This is a genomic window from Bacteroidota bacterium, from assembly GCA_020402865.1.
GTDB lineage: Bacteria > Bacteroidota > Bacteroidia > Palsa-965 > Palsa-965.
This window is the reverse complement of the sequence record JADBYT010000027.1, coordinates 35,068-50,597: the sequence shown is the minus strand read 5'-3', so window position 1 is coordinate 50,597 and position 15,530 is coordinate 35,068. Positions and strand designations below refer to the sequence as shown.

The following is a 15,530-nucleotide window of genomic DNA, read 5'->3' as shown; positions in this document are numbered from 1 at the left end:
GCAGATGCCAATGTCGCCGGTTTTGTCCACTTTTATAGTGTGGCCGTCGGGCGTGGTGGCTTTGGCTACAATATTACGTTCAATTTCGGGTGCATCAAGGTGAGAAGCCTGATTGGGCGGATCGGTTTGAATGTAGCTTTTGCGACGGCCCTGTTTGAAAGCGTTTTCTGCGATCACTTCTTCCTGACCCGTTTGCAGGTTGGTGCGTGTGTAGGTGGTATTGCCGTTACTGTCAGTGGTGCGGCTTACTTTGTAACTACCGGCTTCCTTACCACCGGCAGCTTGAAACTGTGCTTTGGAAATTGGAAGTTGTTCGCCACTGTCGGAATAACGTTTAATGTAATTACCTTGCCCGTCTGTGTGTACAGTATAGTTGCGTTGATTGACAGATGATTGTAAGTCAGGTTTTTTAATTCGGTTGATTTCTTCAAGCGAGCCATCAGGTTTTACGCGGTAGTGACGACCGTTTTCGTATTCACGGGTGGTAATTCCGTTAATCGTTTCGTTTCGGTAACGAATGCCATTGGTATCTACATGCGGGAACTTTTTGGCAAGGTCGTCAGTATCACCTTTAGCCGCAAGAATAATTAATGCACCGGAAAAGAGTGCCTGCATAAATATTCGTCTGCGCATTTCCGAGGCCTGACCCTCATCGATCACCCCTTCGGCCACTTGTTTGTCAATATCGGCAAACTGATCAATTATTTCCTGCGTGAGTGAAATGGCGTTTGCAGAAATGACTGCAAGATCAACCGCAGCTGCAAATTTTAATGTGTTATATGTTCCGGCAAGTTTTTCAAATTTCGCAAACCGCGAGCTCATTTTGGTGAATGTACCAATTCGGGCAAGCGCATTTATGCCCGGAAGCATTGCGGCTACTATATTTCCAGATTCGAGAAGAATATCTTTTTTAGTAAGCTGACCTACGGCATTGCGTTCGTAAAGCAAACAGGCGGATGAAGCCACACCTGCAAATGCCGCACCAGCAATAAACAATGAGGAACCGCCGGTAGGAATGGCAGCGAGCAGAGCAAGCCCCATTCCAATATATCCGAATACATCAGAAGCATGTAAATGACCTTCAATACGCTGCGAATAACGATAGGAGGCCGCCCAGGCGCTTGTGGCATAAGGATCGTAAAAATAGATCGTTCCGTCTGGCAGCTGTTCTTGATAATCGGCCAATGTGGCCATGCAATCAACTATGCTTGACCCTTCTACGGTCAGATTATCTTCTTGCTCATTGCTCAAAAGCAAATACAACGTAAAATCGTTTGCCGCATGCTGCTCAATAAACATTTCAAGCGGATAAACACTGGCATTGGGTTTACCCGAAGAAGGATTAAACAACTCCGCTTTATCTGCTGCTTCATTTGATTCAAAAACAGCCTTTACACTTTTCAGCGATTTTCCAGAAGATTTCAAAAGTTTGTTACGCCGTTCATGTTTGTTCTGCTTGTCTTCATACTCAGCCAATGCCGCTTTTCGTGCTTCATTTTTTGATAGTGTTGATTGAGCAAGTTGTTTTTTGAAATCTGATATAAGATATACACCAGCCTGAATTAATTCATCTGCTGTTTCAGCGTAGGAGTGTATTTGACCAGAAATTTCTATGGGCTGGTAGTAAGGTTGCTGCCTGTTAATTGTTGACTGAGCAAGAATTTTTGAAATGTCCTGACTATCCTTCTTTTTTCTCCAATCGATAACTGGTTTAAGTAATGGATCTACTGTGTTGGCTTTCTTTTCGCCGTTTATTCCCATTTGGGGCACTTCCACTTCAAAAAAAGTGTTACAGGCTTTTTGCCAATTCTGATATTCTTCAGATTGAGCTATTGAGGTTAATCCGGCCGAAGTGTCTTTTTCATCGGTCTGTGGAATGAGTTGTTTTATTAATTGATTTTGCTCTCCAAGCATCAGATAGTGATTGGTAAAATTGGAAAGCGATTGTTCAGCAAGGTCATACTGCGGACTATCAGCTATTTGCTGTTTCTGTTTTCTTAACTCATTGTATGTATAAGTAATAAGAATAGCGTTATTATTAGTTATACTATTGTTACCACTTTTTTGTGAAAAATATTCGTCAGGAATTTTCGCTAATAAACTTAGCGGAAAAGGCTGGTCGATTGATGTACGTGGGTACAGTAGAATTAGTTTATTAAGAACCTCCTGATCGATTGTAAAGGGGAGTTGATTGGTTTGAATATGGTAGCTTTCAGTTTCAAATTTCAGTTTACCAGCAAATGTATTTCTCAAACTTTGAATTCTGTCACTTCCAACAGAATAGTTATTGGAAGATTCAGGAAAGTACTCTTTATCTAAATTTGTATAATAATTTCCTCTTGAGGCGTCATTTAGAGCTTTGTTTTTAGCATAACGACGAGCCAACCGCTCCGCGTAAGCATCAAAACCATCTCTTTTCGTTTGGGCTGTCCACCATTCAAGCTAATAAACAGTTTCGGGACCAAGCATTCCATCGCAACTTGTTTCTGACTTGTCGTAGAAAAGTACTTCCTGAGCTGATTTAACAAGCAAAACAAATGCTTCGCCGGTATTTTTTTCTGCTAATGCGTTTTGATAAAGGGTTAAACTTCCAGAAGCATGATATAGTTTTTCTATCCATTCTTTGCGCAGGCTTTGATCCACATGTCTTTTATTATACACTACTTCCTTTGAACCATAGTAAATAGTTTTGAGGTTTGTTTTGCCGGTAGCTCTGTCTTTCCAGTAGTAAGACTGAAATTCTTTAAGCATGATTTGTTTTACAGCAATGTTGAAGGCTTCATTGGCAGTAGGCGATTCAATAATTGCCGTACCATCCGACATATAACTTACCGTACTTACATTTAATACTGGTGGAGTTTTTCCGGGGCGCCACCCATAGCTGATGATTGAGGTTTTGATCCATTGATCGAGCCTGTCTTGCTTGACATAATTAATTTTCGTGAATTCAATTCTTGCCTGTTCTAATGTGTAACCGTCCTGCAATTCGTGGAGAATTTGCGGCAACTTCATTTTTTTCCAGCGCAAAAGTTGCTCATTTGTCGTAATTGTAACAGCTTCTTCGGTATAAGCATATTCTTCATTAACTACGTCAGGCAACACTTCCACCTCTGCATCTCCCTCCATCTCCATTTCCCATTCATTCAGCAAAGGCGAAGCAGTTGGCTCTACATAATCAGGATTAACAGGCGACAGCCATAAATTATCTGCCGCAGCCATTCCCTTGCTGTTTTGCGCTGTCGAAATCGAATTTGCTTGTGTCTCTTGCTTAGGTACACCAATTTTCGAATGTGGAGGAAACCTCAGTATTTCTCCCGGATACAATTCTTTGCCATGTCGCGCCAGAATCTGTTTATTGAAGCGAAAAAAATCTGTTGAATAGAGTCCGCTTCGTTCTCCTACTTCAATCAGTATATCTCCGGGCTGAACAGTATAATACAATTCGCCCGGAATTGCAGGTTCTTCAACGATATCGGTACTTGAAGGCGGTGCTTTTATCGTTATCGGTTTATCTTGGTCTGTAAGTGAACTTGTGACCTCTCCCGATAGCTTTGTTGCGGTCTTGCTTACTGTTTCCTGCCATGTATCTTCCACCACACTATCAGCCCCAAACCCGCCTCCCGGCTGGGTTTTCACATACGCCCGCACCTCCCGTTTCTGCTCTTCGGTGCCCCACTGCATTATTTGCTGATACAACGGAAACTCAATCCGATAGCCGTTTTTCATTCTCAACTGTATTACAGGCCATTCAAGCACACTCAGCCACCAGCGCGTGGTTCGGGCCTGTTTCTCGTATCCGTCGTCTGCATCTTTGCGGCGCAAACCGGGGTTGTGTAAATCGTCTTCTTCGTGGGCAAAAAGGTAACGGCGCATGGGGTAAACAGTTATATGGTAAAGCAGAAATGACTATTTAATATGCTCGGTTGATTTCAGCGTGCGGCTTTCCTTCATGAGTTCAAGCGCCATAAACTGTACGATTTCGGCGTTCTTCAATACGGTTCGTCCGTCGGCTTCGGCGGCAAGGCAGGCGTGGTTGAGCACGTTGGCAATGTTGGCACCGGTTAAATCCTGCACGCGGAGTTTGCGGAAGTCGAGCTCATCAAACTGGTAGCCATCGGGCAGCAGCGTTTTCCAGAGTTGCTCGCGGAGTTCTTCGGTGGGGCGGGGGAAATGAATGGTGTACTGGAAACGACGGAGCATGGCGGCATCTATGTTTTCGCGCAGGTTGGTGGCGAGGATGCAGAGTCCGTCGTACTCTTCAATGCGTTGCAGGAGGTAACTTGTTTCGAGGTTGGCCCATTTATCGTGCGAGTCGCTTACCTGTGTGCGTTTGCTGAACAACGAATCGGCCTCATCGAAAAACAGAATCCAGTCTTTTCCCTGTGCGCGGTCAAACAGGCGTGCAAGATTCTTTTCGGTTTCGCCAATGTATTTGCTCACCATCATGGAGAGGTCGATGCGGAACACGAGTTTGCCGAATTGTTTGCCGATGAGTTTTGCCGTGAGCGATTTGCCGGTGCCGGGAGGGCCGGAGAAGAGAATGGGAAAACTTTTGCTCACTTTACCGCCTGCACGCTCGGTAAACCGGCGGCCGTGGCTTATCCACTGCATGGCCCACGCCACCTCATCGCGCGTGGCTTTTTGCACTACAAGGTGATGCCAGTCGAGATTGGTGCTCACCAGTTTGGCCGGGAAGTTATCGCCAAAATCAGGACGGGGAGGCTGGCCGTGCAAAAGGAAAGCGGCATACTCTTCGGCAAGGCGCGGAATGCGGTCGGCAGGAATAAGCGTAGCACTTTTCTCGGTGTATTCCTGCGGCTCAATGATTTGCTGCCTGAGCAAGGGCGAATCGTGAAGCAGGAGACGTTCGGTTTGTAATTTCTTCGCGCTGTTGTGTCCCGACCATAAATGAATAACCGTGCCGAATGTACCCACGAAATGACTGGTTTCCTGTTTCATGAAACCTGCCGTGCATAACATCACTTCACGATCTCCTGTTATCAGGGCATTGTGCAGCAGAATCAACACCCGCCTGTCAAGCCGTGGGGCGAGTGTAAAAATTAGCAGCAAACGCTCGGCCGCATTCAGATTGTAGTATTGAATAAGCGCGCTGTAAGGCCCGCGCGCATCCTTTACCTCAGGAGGAGCCGGTAAATCTATATCGTCACCGTTAAACTCATAGTTGCCATTGGTTACAGAAAAGCGGAGCCGGATAATATCATTCAGCCAGCGGAGTTCACTGTTCACCACGGCTGCATTATGAATTAAACCTTCTTCGTTTAAACGCCCTTCGGCCTCATATAAAAAAGGCGAATTAGAGAAATGCTCTTGTACGTACATTGTTCAGCTTGTTTAGTAACAGGGTTATTAATTACCATCAAATCTGTTTTCGTGCATCCGGCACACACAGCGTTTGCGAATTCAATAAAGTTCGTACTGTACAATGCGGTTGTCAATAGAAAAATGCGCAGAAATTCACAGACCTTTTGCCCATTTTAAAAACACCAAACAGCTGATTTTCAAAAATATAAGTGTTTTAAATACGCCCTTTTTTTACAGATCACCAATCTGTTTATATCATCGTAATTAATTTACACATTTTACGTAAAACATAAAATCCATTCCCCCGAAATTGAATTCACTATGAAATTGCGGTATCAATATTTGTTATCCATCTCAGATATCAATATCCCAACCGGCAATAAACCATATAAATATTTTAATAAATAGATTAACATCAACAACTTCCGCCAATTTCCTGATATTTGTAGCTGTAAATGGCTACCACGCTGCTCTCCTATTCTACTCCCAATTTCCGCCTCAGCCAGCGGTTGCTGTGCCTGTCGGCCAGATTTTGCGGGGTTAAGCACTGCATCAGCAAAACGCGGCGAGATTTGGAGCAGACAGAATTTTACCGGCAATACCGCCACATTCTCGATCAGCCACGCGGAGGCGGTTACTGGCTTTGGAAACCTTACTACATTCTGGAAACACTCCGGCAACTTAAGCAGGGTGATATGCTGATTTATGCCGACTCTGCCGTGCTGCTTTGGAAAAAGCCCGATGTGCTGATTGAGGAAGTGCGTAAAAATGGCGGCCTGGGCTTGTTTTACAACGCCAAAAAAGTAAGCGAATACACCAAGCGCGATATGCTGGTGGCCATGCAGTGCGATGAACAGCGCGTGTATGATGCGCCGCAGATTCATGCCAACTTTATGATTTTTGAGCGTAACCCGCTCACGCTGGCGTATATGGAAGAAGTATTGCATTTTGCCACCAATGGCGAACTCATTACCGATGCGCCCAATACGGCCGGCAAACCCAATTTGCCCGATTTTATCGATCACCGACATGATCAGTCGGTATTTTCGCTGGCGATGCACAAAAACAAGTACACCATTCTGGCCGATGCCACGCAGTTCAGGGTAAAAGCGGCACATTTTAATATTGAGCAGGGCGATATTTTCCCTGCACAGCTTGCCTACCGCTCGGTGGCTTTTGTGCACCGCTACAAAAACACACAGCTTTGGAGGCTCGCTGGCGATATTTTGCGTAAGTTCATGCGCCTCCGTTAATGACACACACCATGCCTGCATGTCCGATATGCCGCTCGGCTTCGACTCCCGTGTACAGCCTGAGCCGCGAAAAAATAGTTGACGGCCTGAACCGTTTTTTTAATACCCGCTTTGATCCGGCCATCATTACCGCAGATTATACTATGCTGCGCTGCACAAACTGCACGCTCCAATTTCCCGATCCGATGCTGCCGGGCAACGATGCGTTTTACCACGCCCTGGTAAAACAAACCGGCTATTACAGTGATTACCGGCCCGAATACGATGTGGTGGCCGACCTGATTGGTACGCCGGAGCAAGACAAACACATACTCGACATTGGCTGCGGCGAAGGCGATTTTCTGGTGCTGATGCGCAAACGCGGGCACACACAACTTGCAGGCATAGACACCACCGAAGCCAGTGTAGCCTGCGGCCGTGAAAAAGGCCTTTCAATCACAAACAGCCGCATTGAAAACTTTAACGGCGGCCCTTTTCAGGCCATTACCGCTTTTCATTGCCTGGAGCATGTGGATGATCCGCTGGCTTTTATTCGTTATGCCATGCAAAAACTGGCACCCGGAGGGAAATTATTCATTGCCACACCTTATTCCCCGCAGGTAAGTGAAATGTACTGGTATCATCCGCTCAACAACCCGCCCCACCACATGCTGCGACTCAACGCAAAAGCATACCACCAGCTGGCTGCCGAAACCGGCACAAAAGTGGAACTCATCAATTTCCAGACAGCCACTTTCACCAGCATGATACGCAGTGCATTTTCGTTTGCTGTGTATGGCGAAAACAAAAAAGGCAGCAGCCTGAGCATGATGGCCCGTATGTTCATCAGGCCGCTTACCGCCGTGAAAGTGATCAACCACATGCTGAAACGCGAAAAAATTAACGGCCGCACAGCCGGGTCGGATATTCTTGCTGTTTTTACAGCAGCGTAAACAGCCAGTAAGTATATTTACACACACTTTGTGAGCGTCACTATTGTCATACCCTCCCGCAACCGTGCTGCCAAACTCAGTACGAGCCTTGCCGCATTGGAAAAACAAACCGTGAGCGGATTTAAAGTGATTGTGGTTGATGATGGTTCAACAACCGAAGAACAACAGCAATACGACCTGATTGTCTCACGCTCTCCGCTTCACATACAACTCATTCATCAAACCAACAAAGGAATTGCAGGTGCTACAAATGCAGGCATTGCACTGGCTCAGTCCGGACTGATTATTCTGCTTGATGATGATATTGTGACGCGCCAAAACCATGTAGCCCTGCATATTGCCCACCACAGCAAATATCCGGGCAGCCTTGTATCAGGCACTGCCGAAACTGTTATTCACGAACATTCGGCGAAGCTGGATACCTACAAGGTATATATGGAGGAAAACTGGAGCCGCAATGCTTTCGGCAATCGTGAAGGCTTAATCAGGCTTGCGCCCGAAAACTTCACCATTACGGCCGCAAACATGTCGTTCAGTGCCGATACATTTCAAAAACTCGGTCCGTTTGATGAATCGCTTCGCGACTGTCAGGATTTTGAAATGGGACTTCGTGCATTACGCAAAGAAATTCCGGTATATTTCGACAAACAAATACGTGCCATACATAACGACGGCTTTACGCTGGAGTATTTTGCCCGCCGTCAGCGTTCATACCAGTTAAACACGCTTAAAGTGCTTGAAAAATATCCTGAATATCAGTCGTACTTTAACATACAAAAACCGCCTGCGGCTTCGCAATGGTTTAAACGTATGGTGTATGCACTGCTGCGTAAAAAACAAGTAGTGAAATTTGTGGAGCATTCGAAACTGTTTGGCGCATTGCCGCAGAAACTGCGTTACCGCGTTTACGGTTCCACACTGGCCGCATTAAGCTTTTCTGAATAATGCCCCTCAAAGTCTGCTATATCATTTCGCTCGTACATAAAGCCAACATTTTCGAATGGGTGGCCGAAGAACTTTCACCCGCACATTTTGAACAGGTATATATTCTCCTGCATCATCAGGATACTGAATTTGAGCAAAACCTGCGCAGCAAAGGACTGAAAGTGTATCGTGTGGGCTACCGCAGCAAAAAAAATATGCCGGCGGCCATTTTATCAATGGTAAAACTGCTTCGCCGCGAAAAACCGGATATTGTACACACCCACCTTTTTGAAGCCGGCGTGGCCGGACAGATTGCGGCAAAACTGGCTTTTGTAAAACGGCGCATACATACCCGGCATGATGCCACGGTGCATCACGACTATTATCCCAACGGAGTAAAGTACGATAAACTCACCAACCGTCTTGCTACTGATGTAATTGCCATTACCGACTCGGTGAAGAAAATTCTGTTGGAGCTTGAGCAGGTGCCTGAGAAAAAAATTACCGTGCTTCATCATGGTTTCAGGCTCAAACAGTTTGCAAAGGTTGATGATGCGGCAGTGAATGAACTTTCACAACACTATTTCCCCAACGGAAAACCGGAAAAGGTAGTGGGGGTAATTTCGCGCTACATGCACTGGAAAGGCATCGAATACACCATTAATGCCTTTGCACAACTGCTCGGCGATTTTCCTCAGGCACACCTTATACTTGCCAATGCCGACGGGCCTTACTGGAAAGAATTAAAAGCGCTGCTTAATAAACTTCCTTCAGGCAGTTACACCGAAATTAAGTTCGAAAGCCGAATCTTTGCCCTCTATCGTTTGTTCGATGTATTTGTACATGTGCCTATCGACGGACGCTCGGAAGCATTCGGGCAAATTTATGTGGAAGCAATGGCAGCGGGCGTGCCCTGTGTGGTAACACTTTCGGGCATCGCGCATGATTATATCAGCGATGAAGTAAATGCACTTGTAGTACCTTACAAAAGCAGTGATGCCATTGCAGAAAAAATAAAACGGCTTTTTGAAGATAAGTCGCTGTGCAATCGTTTAACCGCACAGGCATCCGTTGACGTGGATCCGGCTTTTACGATTGATACGCATGTAAAGGGGCTTGAAGCACTTTACCTGCGTGGTAAAAAATAATTGTACAATGCAGCAGGAGGAGGCCAATTCGAAAAGCACGCTGGTGTCGGTAATCATTCCGGCATACAATGCGGCAGCCTTTCTGGCCGAAACCATTGAATCCGTGCTGGGGCAAACGTACACCAATTTCGAGCTGATTGTGGTAAACGACGGCTCAACGGATGATACATTGCAGATTGCTGAACGCTATATGTACGATGCACGGGTACGCTGTATAAGTACAGCAAACGCCGGTGTTTCGGCTGCACGTAACGCCGGATTTGCAAAAAGTTACGGCAGCCTTGTGGCGTTTCTGGATGCCGATGATGTTTGGCTGCCGGATAATCTGTTGTGTAAGGTAAATCTGCTGGCGCAACATCCGCAAGCCGTGCTTGCACATGCGCCGGTTGAAAATATCGAAGCCGATTCAACGCGCACCGGAGTAGTGAATGCAGGAAAAGAGGGTAATGTACTGCACGAATTACTCAGCTGGTCACATACCGTGGTGCCCGGCCCCAGCAGCATACTGGTGCGCAGAAAGGCTGTTGAACAGATAAACGGCTTTGATGAAGCACTGAGTACGGCTGCCGATCAGGACCTGTTTTTCAGGCTTGCCGGAATTGGTTCGTTTGTAATGTGCCGCAACGTACTCAGCCTTTACCGTTTGCATCCGCACAACATGCACCGCAACATCGCGCGCATGGAAAGCGATCACCTGCAAGTCTATCGCAAAGCGGCAATACGCAATGCGTTTGGCAATGCCGCTTTTAAGCGACGCTGCTTTTCGAACCTGTATTTAATTCTTGCCGGAAGCTGGTGGAAAAACGGCGGCAATAAACCACGTGCGCTCTGGTTTGTATTGCGTTCGGCACTTACACACCCGTCGGCATTGTGGCGTAAATTTACACGGTAATGAAAGGTAATTTGCTCGTACTCACTTACTGGAGTTACCGTGATGCGCTGGTGCAAACCTACACGCTGCCTTACCTACGCGTGATGAAACAATACTGTTCGGGAAAAATTTACCTCGTTACCCTCGAACAGCCGCAACTCGCGCTCAGCCATGCCGAACGCGAAACCATTACGGCGCAGCTTGCCACCGAAGGCATTGTGCCTGTATTTCTCACCTACCAGCCTTTTGGCACTGCTGCTGCTGCCGGCTGGGCACTGAAACTAGCCAGACTTTGGTGGCTGATTATCACGCGAGGCATAAAAGGCATACACACCTGGTGTACTCCGGCGGGAATGATTGGGGTAATTCTGGCCCGCCTCACAGACCGCAAGCTGGTGGCCGACAGCTTTGAACCACATGCCGAACCGATGGTGGAAACCGGTGAATGGCTGCCCCACAGCCGCGCATTCCGAACCCTCTTTACGTGGGAAAAAAAACTGGCGCACCGGGCACGCGCCATCATTGCACTCACCCAAAGCATGAAAGCCTATGCCGTTGAAAAATACGGCATGCCCGAAAAACCTTACTACGTAAAGCCTGCCCTGATTGATTTCGACAAGCTGCCTTCGTTTACGAGCGAAGCACGTGAAGAATTCCGACGCAAAAACCAGTTGCAGGAAAAAGTAGTGTGCGTAATGGCTGGCAAAACAGGCGGACTTTATTACGAAGAAGAAGTATTTGCATTTTTTGCTTCGTGTGCCGGGCACTGGGGCAAAAAATTTCATGCCGTACTGCTTTCGCCCGTGCCCGAAAGCCGCCTGCGCGAACTGGCACAAAAAGCCGGTTTTGATACCGCACAAATGACTGTGCGCTTTGTGCCGCATCATGACGTATATACATGGATGAATGCAGCCGATTTTGCATACAATCCTTGCAAACCCGTACCCTCACGCAGACATGGCACATCCATAAAAAACAGTGAATACTGGGCGTGCGGACTTCCGATTGTACTGGCACAGGATATTTCGGACGACTCGGAACTGATTGCGGAGCAACAAATGGGGGCCGTACTCAGGGAAATGAATGATGCGCAATACCGGCAGGCAATTCAACTAATTTCACAACTTCTGGAACAACCCGAAGTGCTTCGGTTACGTATAAAAGACTTTGCATTGAATACGCGGAATATGACTTTAGCGCATACAATTTACCGCGATATTTATGCGAACCATTAATTTTGCAGTGCATGCTCAACACACCTGCTATTTTAGTTACCGGAGGCACCGGGTACATCGGTTCACATACTGTGGCCGCGCTGCTGAGTTCAACGAACTACCGGATTATTTCGGTGGACAACTATTCCAATTCCACACCCGATACCTATACACGTATTGAAGAAGCTACCGGCAAACGCCCTGAATTTGAAGAGGCTGACCTGTCTGATGAAGCGCAGGTAAATGCGCTCTTTGAAAAGTACCCGGGTATTTCAGGCATTATTCACTTTGCAGCCTACAAATCGGTGCCCGAGTCAGTGAGTAAGCCACTTGAATACTACCGAAACAACATGAACTCGCTGCTCAATGTACTTGAGGCTGGCAAGAAACATGGGGTAAAAGAATTTATCTTTTCCTCTTCATGTTCCATATACGGCAACATCAGTACCTTGCCGGTAAACGAAGAAACACAGGCTGCAGAAGCCGAATCACCTTATGCCTATACCAAAGTACTTGGCGAACGTATTTTGCGTGATTTTGCGGCTTCGGGAACATCAATGAAAATTGTAGCACTGCGCTACTTCAATCCGGTAGGTGCATGGCCGGGCGGTATTCTTGGCGAACTGCCCAACCAGCGGCCTAACAACCTTGTGCCCGTGATTACACAAACCGCCATCGGCAAACAAACGCAGATGAAGGTTTTTGGTAATGATTATCCCACGCGAGACGGTACCTGCATACGCGATTACATACATGTATGCGACATTGCCGAAGCACATGTGCTGGCTCTTAACTACCTGATTGAAAACTCACAGGCTCCTGCTTATGATGTATTTAATCTGGGCAGCGGCAACGGAGTAAGCGTACTCGAAGCCATTGACACATTCGAAAAAATAAGCAATTGTAAACTCAGCTATACAATTGCTCCTCGCCGGGCGGGCGATGTAACTGCAATTTATTCCGACAGTAGTAAAGCACTGAACGTGTTGCGCTGGAAACCGATGCGCAACATCGAAGAAATGATGTACAGTGCATGGCAATGGGAATGCCGGCTGGCCGGAAAAACGCTGTAATTTTTTCCAAGACCCTCCCTTTAATTTAAGCTGAATTGTCTGACCGTTTTACACTATGTCCACTTTGTCACAGCAAGCATATTGCTGAACTTGGCAAATCATATGCCCATGCTTCGCTGTATCGTTGTGCAGATTGCCGGTTTGTTTTTTCTGCATCCATTCCGTCGGCGGCCGAATTACAAGCTCACTACAGCAGTTACCGACGTAACAACCATTTCTCCGGAATTACGCGCAAACGCTACCTGGAACTGCTTGAAACGCTGGAGCCCTACCGCAAACACAACCGCATACTGGATGTAGGTTGTGGTGACGGCTACTTTCTTGAAACGGCTAAAGCCAGAGGATGGGAAGTATATGGCACCGAATTTACAACCGATGCTGTTGAAATTTGTCGCAATAAAGGCATCACCATGTTTCAGGGAACCATTCTGGATGTGCCGCAGGAACTGGAATTTGATGTGGTGACCACTTTTGAGGTAATCGAACACATGAATAACGGGGCCGAATTTGCTGCGCGCACACATGCCCTGTTGCGTCACGGCGGACTGTTTTACTTTACTACTCCGAATTTTAATTCAATCAGCCGGCGAAAGCTCAAAGGGAATTGGCGTGTTATTGATTATCCTGAACACCTCAGCTACTACACCCCTTCTACAATTACCCGCTTACTCCGGTCTAATGGCTTTACCAAAATCAGGCTCATTACCTCCGGAGTAAGCCTGCAGTCGCAAACTACTTACCGGCAGGCCATCGAATCAGGCAATCTGGCTCCGGATGAAACCCTGCGCGAAAAAATTGAAAACAGGTTCTATATGCGCTGGATAAAAAAGGTGGTAAACGGACTCCTTTCCTTAACCGGCACCGGCGATACACTTAAGGGCTTTTTTGTAAAACCGTATCACTGAGTTTTTCCTCACTGCGTAAACGCATCCTTTCATTTTTACTCACCGTGAGCACATGTTCAAGCGCAAACAGCACGCACGTAAATGTGGGCAGGAAAGGAATTTTAAACCGGACCAGCGCCCCGAAGTTTGAGGTTGAAAGTCCTACAATGGCCGCAAAAAACAAGGTGTAGGAAAGCATAAATACAAGCAACGGATGCCCGAAAAGGGTGCGGAAAAACCGTTTGGGGGCCACAATAAGATGCCGTAAAATGAGCAATGTAAACAAAAGATAAAGCGTACTCTCAAGCGCCGAAAACAACATCACCGCGTTGTTGGCCTCCCACAAAAAAGGCTGATACAGACCAGCCACAATGGCTCGCGGCGCTTTTGCGGCTACACCGGTAAGCGAAGCATCATACTCACCAATATCAAATGAATTGCCCTGATAATAGCTTTGCTTTAAATCGCGCTGTGTAACAGATGCGGTTTCGAGCACGCGATCAATGGCAAATTTCCCCATCGAATCGCCGGCAAGGCTGAGTACGCCCCCGCCCAACCCGAATGCGGCCATAAAAATAAGCGGAATGGCCGAATAGCGAAGTATTCGGATACGCATGCGAATAATACGGTTGTAAAAAATCCACACAATCCCCCCCGGAAGCAGCGCAATAAGAATATATGGCTTGATGGAGAGCAGCAGGTAACTACTGATGAGTAAAACAAGCAATGCCCTGATGCGTACTTTTTTCTCGATAAAGAAGAAATTAAACGATACAATAAACCAGCATGCCGCTGCCAGAGTAAATGTATCTTTTAAAATTCCCGACCCCCAGAACAAGGCCGAGGGAATGTAAAGCGCGGCAATAGCCATACGCTTTTCGGCGTTGGGAAAATAACGCACAAACATTTTAAACAACTGCCATATCCCTGTATATGTAATCCAGGCCAGCACCACACTTGATACCAGATAGCTTTTAAATGATACCATAAGAATGGGTACCAGCAATTTGGCAACCATACAGGTTTTGGCATCATAAAACATATAGGGCCAAGGAAAACCCGTTCTGTCGTCGAAAAGCATGTACGTGGTAATGGAGCCCTTACTGAACAGCATCTGAAAAAAATCGTCGGGACGGGCGTAAAGCAGGTTGGTCATTGCCCGTGAAGTTTCATAATATGAAACCGTGTCGCCGCCGTGGTAGTAATAAATGTAAACCATGCAAAACACCACCGAACTGCCCAGTTTGGCCGCCATTCCGCCCAGATAGTATTTGTAAATCGGTTCACGTCTGATTCTGAAATACTGAATGCCAAAACTGATTGCCAGTATGACCAGCAAATACAGCCCCAGCATCAGCCATTCAAATGGCAGTATGGTTTTGATGTAAGAGAGGGTTTCTATTTCAAACATCAGGAGTGGTGGTATTTTTCGCCGCGCAAAATGGTGAAACCGCGGTAAAGCTGTTCTGTAAAAAAAATGCGCACCATCTGATGCGAGAATGTCATTTGTGAAAGCGCAATTTTTTCGTTTGCTCTTTCATAAACGGCACCCGAAAAACCGAAAGGGCCGCCAATTACAAAAACAAGGTGTTTGGTGCCTGCCGTTTGCTGCTTACCAATCCATGCGGCAAACTTTTCGGAAGTAAACTCCTTCCCTTTCTCATCAAGAAGCACAAGATAATCGGACGGTTGAAGGCGTTTGAGGATGATTTTGCCTTCTTCCTCTTTCTGCTGCTCCCCGGTTATTTTCCCGGCCAGTTTCAGCGCAGGAATTTCCACCATTTCAAAGGTGCTGTAGTGCTTCAGCCTGCCCGCATAAATGCCGGTGGCCTCGCGTATCCACGCCTCATCTGTTTTACCAATTTGCAAAAGGGTGATTTTCATGCCGTAACCGGGGTAAAGTTAACCG

At 46.7% G+C, this 15,530-nt stretch carries 13 protein-coding genes; 8 read left to right on the top strand and 5 right to left on the bottom strand.

What is annotated here, in order from left to right; all coding sequences use genetic code 11:
- The 3 genes from IM638_17145 to IM638_17135 all read right to left on the bottom strand — a co-directional run.
- Positions 1–2,385: hypothetical protein (locus tag IM638_17145; protein MCA6364764.1), on the bottom strand; the 2,385-nt coding region annotated here is incomplete at its 3' end.
- Between the two features lie 57 nt (positions 2,386–2,442).
- The gene (locus IM638_17140) at positions 2,443–3,873 is read right to left on the bottom strand and encodes a hypothetical protein (protein ID MCA6364763.1); all 1,431 of its coding nucleotides are present in this window, start codon (positions 3,871–3,873) and stop codon (positions 2,443–2,445) included.
- A gap of 33 nt (positions 3,874–3,906) precedes the next feature.
- On the bottom strand, positions 3,907–5,340 hold the full coding sequence (locus IM638_17135; GenBank protein MCA6364762.1) for an ATP-binding protein: 1,434 nt from the start codon (positions 5,338–5,340) through the stop codon (positions 3,907–3,909).
- A gap of 437 nt (positions 5,341–5,777) precedes the next feature.
- Between IM638_17135 and IM638_17130 the strand changes: the two genes are divergently transcribed.
- Genes IM638_17130 through IM638_17095 form a run of 8 tightly spaced genes read left to right on the top strand, consistent with a single transcriptional unit; the run spans position 5,778 to position 13,642 of the window.
- Positions 5,778–6,575: a hypothetical protein gene (locus IM638_17130; GenBank protein ID MCA6364761.1), complete on the top strand. Its 798-nt coding sequence runs from the start codon at positions 5,778–5,780 to the stop codon at positions 6,573–6,575.
- A gap of 11 nt (positions 6,576–6,586) precedes the next feature.
- The gene (locus IM638_17125; protein ID MCA6364760.1) at positions 6,587–7,507 is read left to right on the top strand and encodes a class I SAM-dependent methyltransferase; all 921 of its coding nucleotides are present in this window, start codon (positions 6,587–6,589) and stop codon (positions 7,505–7,507) included.
- 30 nt (positions 7,508–7,537) lie between these two features.
- Complete coding sequence (locus IM638_17120; protein ID MCA6364759.1) at positions 7,538–8,452, top strand: glycosyltransferase family 2 protein; 915 nt, start codon at positions 7,538–7,540, stop codon at positions 8,450–8,452.
- Positions 8,452–9,579: a glycosyltransferase family 4 protein gene (locus IM638_17115; GenBank protein ID MCA6364758.1), complete on the top strand. Its 1,128-nt coding sequence runs from the start codon at positions 8,452–8,454 to the stop codon at positions 9,577–9,579. Before IM638_17120 ends, IM638_17115 begins: the two co-directional genes overlap by 1 nt.
- Positions 9,580–9,586: 7 nt before the next feature.
- The gene (locus tag IM638_17110) at positions 9,587–10,471 is read left to right on the top strand and encodes a glycosyltransferase (protein MCA6364757.1); all 885 of its coding nucleotides are present in this window, start codon (positions 9,587–9,589) and stop codon (positions 10,469–10,471) included.
- A complete protein-coding gene (locus IM638_17105) occupies positions 10,471–11,685 on the top strand; it encodes a glycosyltransferase (protein ID MCA6364756.1) in 1,215 nt (404 codons plus the stop codon). Before IM638_17110 ends, IM638_17105 begins: the two co-directional genes overlap by 1 nt.
- An 11-nt stretch (positions 11,686–11,696) precedes the next feature.
- Positions 11,697–12,737, top strand: a complete 1,041-nt coding sequence (gene galE / locus IM638_17100; GenBank protein ID MCA6364755.1) for a UDP-glucose 4-epimerase GalE — start codon at positions 11,697–11,699, stop codon at positions 12,735–12,737.
- 35 nt (positions 12,738–12,772) lie between these two features.
- Positions 12,773–13,642 (top strand): class I SAM-dependent methyltransferase, encoded by an 870-nt coding sequence (locus tag IM638_17095; protein ID MCA6364754.1) that lies wholly within the window; start codon positions 12,773–12,775, stop codon positions 13,640–13,642.
- Here IM638_17095 and IM638_17090 read toward each other — a convergent pair.
- Together IM638_17090 and rlmH are read right to left on the bottom strand one after the other, a co-directional pair.
- The gene (locus IM638_17090) at positions 13,611–15,032 is read right to left on the bottom strand and encodes a hypothetical protein (protein ID MCA6364753.1); all 1,422 of its coding nucleotides are present in this window, start codon (positions 15,030–15,032) and stop codon (positions 13,611–13,613) included. The genes IM638_17095 and IM638_17090 overlap by 32 nt on opposite strands.
- Positions 15,032–15,505, bottom strand: coding sequence for a 23S rRNA (pseudouridine(1915)-N(3))-methyltransferase RlmH (gene rlmH, locus IM638_17085; GenBank protein ID MCA6364752.1), 474 nt, complete (start codon positions 15,503–15,505; stop codon positions 15,032–15,034). The genes IM638_17090 and rlmH overlap by 1 nt, the downstream gene beginning before the upstream one ends.
- Between the last annotated feature and the right edge of the window lie 25 nt (positions 15,506–15,530).

Coding starts and splice junctions, on each gene's coding strand:
- IM638_17140 (MCA6364763.1), bottom strand. CDS start 3,873: ATGCGCCGTTACCTTTTTGCCCACGAAGAAGACGATTTACACAACCCC.
- IM638_17135 (MCA6364762.1), bottom strand. CDS start 5,340: ATGTACGTACAAGAGCATTTCTCTAATTCGCCTTTTTTATATGAGGCC.
- IM638_17130 (MCA6364761.1), top strand. CDS start 5,778: ATGGCTACCACGCTGCTCTCCTATTCTACTCCCAATTTCCGCCTCAGC.
- IM638_17105 (MCA6364756.1), top strand. CDS start 10,471: ATGAAAGGTAATTTGCTCGTACTCACTTACTGGAGTTACCGTGATGCG.
- IM638_17125 (MCA6364760.1), top strand. CDS start 6,587: ATGCCTGCATGTCCGATATGCCGCTCGGCTTCGACTCCCGTGTACAGC.
- IM638_17110 (MCA6364757.1), top strand. CDS start 9,587: ATGCAGCAGGAGGAGGCCAATTCGAAAAGCACGCTGGTGTCGGTAATC.
- rlmH (MCA6364752.1), bottom strand. CDS start 15,505: ATGAAAATCACCCTTTTGCAAATTGGTAAAACAGATGAGGCGTGGATA.
- galE (MCA6364755.1), top strand. CDS start 11,697: ATGCTCAACACACCTGCTATTTTAGTTACCGGAGGCACCGGGTACATC.
- IM638_17115 (MCA6364758.1), top strand. CDS start 8,452: ATGCCCCTCAAAGTCTGCTATATCATTTCGCTCGTACATAAAGCCAAC.
- IM638_17090 (MCA6364753.1), bottom strand. CDS start 15,032: ATGTTTGAAATAGAAACCCTCTCTTACATCAAAACCATACTGCCATTT.